We start from the raw sequence: 2,874 nt of genomic DNA, 5'->3' as shown, positions 1-2,874 counted from the left end.
AGTTTTAAAGGGTTATTGAGCTATAATAACTTTTATGAACAACGATTATATCGCAATAGCCAAAAACACACTTGAAATTGAAGCGGACGCACTTCGCGAGGCCTCCGAACGACTCGGGGAAGAGATCATTCGTGCCGTAGAGATCATCCTTGCGTGTAAAGGTAAACTTGTTATTACCGGAGTAGGAAAATCGGGGCTTATCGGTGCCAAAATCGCCGCAACGCTTGCTTCCACAGGAACTCCGAGCTTTTTTCTCCACCCTACCGAAGCGCTGCATGGCGATTTGGGGATGATCGGGAAAGAGGATGCGGTTCTCGCCATCAGTTACAGCGGCGAGAGCCCTGAGCTCAGCTCTATTCTCCCTCATATCAAACGTTTTAATATCCCTTTGATCGGGATGACACGAAACGCCGCCTCGACACTTGGACGCTACAGCGATGAGGTGATAAACATCAATGTCACTGTCGAAGCATGTCCGCTTGATATCGCCCCTACCAGTTCGACGACGTTGACCCTTGCGTTGGGGGATGCTTTGGCGGTGTGTTTGATGAAAGCTCGTAACTTTCAAAAAGAGGATTTTGCCTCATTTCATCCCGGCGGAGCACTCGGTAAACGGTTGTTTGTGAAAGTATCTGATTTGATGCGAACGGAGAACTTACCGATCGTCAATGAAAATACTCCCCTTAAAGAGGCGATATTGACTCTCAGCGAGGGGCGGCTGGGTACAGTTATGCTCACCGACGGATCAGGGAGACTCTCCGGTCTTTTGAGTGACGGTGATATTCGTCGTGCTCTTTTGAGTGAGACCTTTTCTTTAGATACTCCTGCGTATGAGTATGCGACGAAAAATCCTCTCGTCATTGACGATGCGACGATGTTGGCCAGTGATGCGCTGGTGTTGATCGAGACCAAAAAAATTCAGTTGCTGGTGGTGACCGATTCCTCCGGCCTCATTAGAGGTGCATTGCATCTTCATACACTCGTGGAAGCAGGTATCTCATGATGCGACTTAATAAATATATTGCCCACTACTCGACCTATTCACGCCGTGAAGCCGATCAGGCTATTTTGGATGGCTATGTCCGAATTGACGGTGAAGTTGAAACCAATCCTGCGATACAGGTAGACGAGCGTAATGCCAACGTCATGATCAGCGGAAACAAGATTGTTCCGAGTGACCAATTTACCGTTATCGTTTATAACAAACCGCGCGGTGAGCTGGTGACGAAAAAAGATCCTCAAGGGCGTAAAACCATTTACGATTCTCTTGCAAAACAGTATCGCCATTATATTCCGGTCGGGCGGCTCGACTTTGCTTCTGAGGGGTTATTGCTCCTCACCGATGCGTCGCGTGTTGCAACGGCGTTGATGACCTCTAAGATGGAGCGGGTCTATAAGATCAAGATCAAGGGTCCTGTAACCGAGGGGATGAAAATCGCTATGGGCGAGGGATTGGAACTCGAAGATGCGAGTGCCGGAGCCCATGAACACGCAGATGCTGGGCCTATGAGCTTTGCCCCTTTTTACGCCTATCAGGTGCAGAAAGACCAAGGGGATTATTCGATCCTAAAAGTTGCCATCGGAGAGGGGCAGAACCGCGAATTACGCCGTTTCTTTGCCCATTTTGGTGCAGAAATCGTGGATTTGAAACGGCTTAGTTTCGGCGGGATCGAGCTTAATAACCTCCCGACCGGAAAAGTACGCTTTTTGGAGCGAAGTGAGTATTCCAACTTACGTGAGTTTCTAGATGCGGTTGAAAAAGCGGAAAAACAAAAACAAAAAAATGAGAAAAAAGCCCCAAGAGCAGAGGGGAAACCGGAACATAAACCGGCAAAAACATTTACTAAAGATAAGGCAAAAGCTAAAGCGAAGCCTAGCAATGAGCCTTTTAGTACTAACAAATATAAGCCTGACTCTAAATTTTCAAAAGGTGGTAAAAAATGAAAACACTCAAATTCCCAACCAGTCATAAAACACAACTGATGGATATCAGTTCTGAAGTGAAAGAGGCCGTTATTACTTCGGGCATTAAAGAGGGGATTTGTGTCGTTTTCACTCCCCATACGACAGGAAGTGTCTTTTTGTTTGAAAATGCAGACCAAAATCTCCGTCGTGATCTTCTTTCCGCCCTCTCAAAAGTCATTCCGAGTGATGGACAATATGCGCATGTCGGCAGTAATGCGGCGGCTCATCTCAAATCATCTCGTATGGGGGCCTCAGTCTCTATCCCCGTTCACGACGGCCGCCCGATGTTCGGAAAATGGCAGGGTGTTTTCTTCGGTGAATTTGACGGCCCGCGTCAAGAGCGTGAAGTAATTATCAAAGTTATTGCAGGCTGATAATGGCTGATTTTACCTATCTGCTTCGTCCGAAAAAATTTGACGATGTGGTAGGTCAAAATCACCTTTGTTCACCTGATGCACCTCTGCGATCTCTTTGCGAGGGAGGCAATCTTGCCCACTCTTTTTTTTACGGCCCTCCCGGATGCGGCAAGACGACACTGGCTCGGATTATCGCCGAGGTAATGGGCCTCCCCTTTTATGAATTTAATGCAACCTCTTTGAAAATCGAGAATTTGCGAAAGATTTTTGACCAATATGAAGGGTCACTCACTAAGCCTTTGATTTTTATTGATGAGGTGCATCGTCTTGCAAAAAACCAGCAAGAAGTGTTACTCCCCGTTATGGAAAAAAACAGTGTGTTAGTGATCGGGGCATCGACGGAAAATCCCTATTTCAGCCTTACTGCGGCGATGCGTTCACGCTCATTGCTGTTTGAACTCTATTCAATAGGGCATGAAGCGTTAGAAGATTTGTTAGTCCGTACTTCCGTTGAAATGGATGAGGAGGCGCGAGAGTATTTGATTGCCAGTTC

4 protein-coding genes are annotated in these 2,874 nt (G+C 46.9%); all 4 read left to right on the top strand.

The features are described from left to right. Positions 1 to 34: 34 nt before the first annotated feature. Positions 35 to 1,003: an SIS domain-containing protein gene (locus A2517_RS03455; protein WP_294894166.1), complete on the top strand. Its 969-nt coding sequence runs from the start codon at positions 35 to 37 to the stop codon at positions 1,001 to 1,003. After that, complete coding sequence (locus A2517_RS03450) at positions 1,000 to 1,944, top strand: pseudouridine synthase (protein ID WP_294894164.1); 945 nt, start codon at positions 1,000 to 1,002, stop codon at positions 1,942 to 1,944. Before A2517_RS03455 ends, A2517_RS03450 begins: the two co-directional genes overlap by 4 nt. After that, complete coding sequence (locus A2517_RS03445) at positions 1,941 to 2,339, top strand: secondary thiamine-phosphate synthase enzyme YjbQ (RefSeq protein WP_294894161.1); 399 nt, start codon at positions 1,941 to 1,943, stop codon at positions 2,337 to 2,339. Before A2517_RS03450 ends, A2517_RS03445 begins: the two co-directional genes overlap by 4 nt. Before the next feature lie 2 nt (positions 2,340 to 2,341). After that, a partial coding sequence (locus A2517_RS03440) for an AAA family ATPase (RefSeq protein ID WP_294894159.1) occupies positions 2,342 to 2,874 on the top strand: 533 nt, incomplete at its 3' end.

This window comes from Sulfuricurvum sp. RIFOXYD12_FULL_44_77 (assembly GCF_001830725.1).
Classification (GTDB): domain Bacteria; phylum Campylobacterota; class Campylobacteria; order Campylobacterales; family Sulfurimonadaceae; genus Sulfuricurvum; species Sulfuricurvum kujiense_A.
This window is presented reverse-complemented; position numbering and strand designations above follow the sequence as displayed.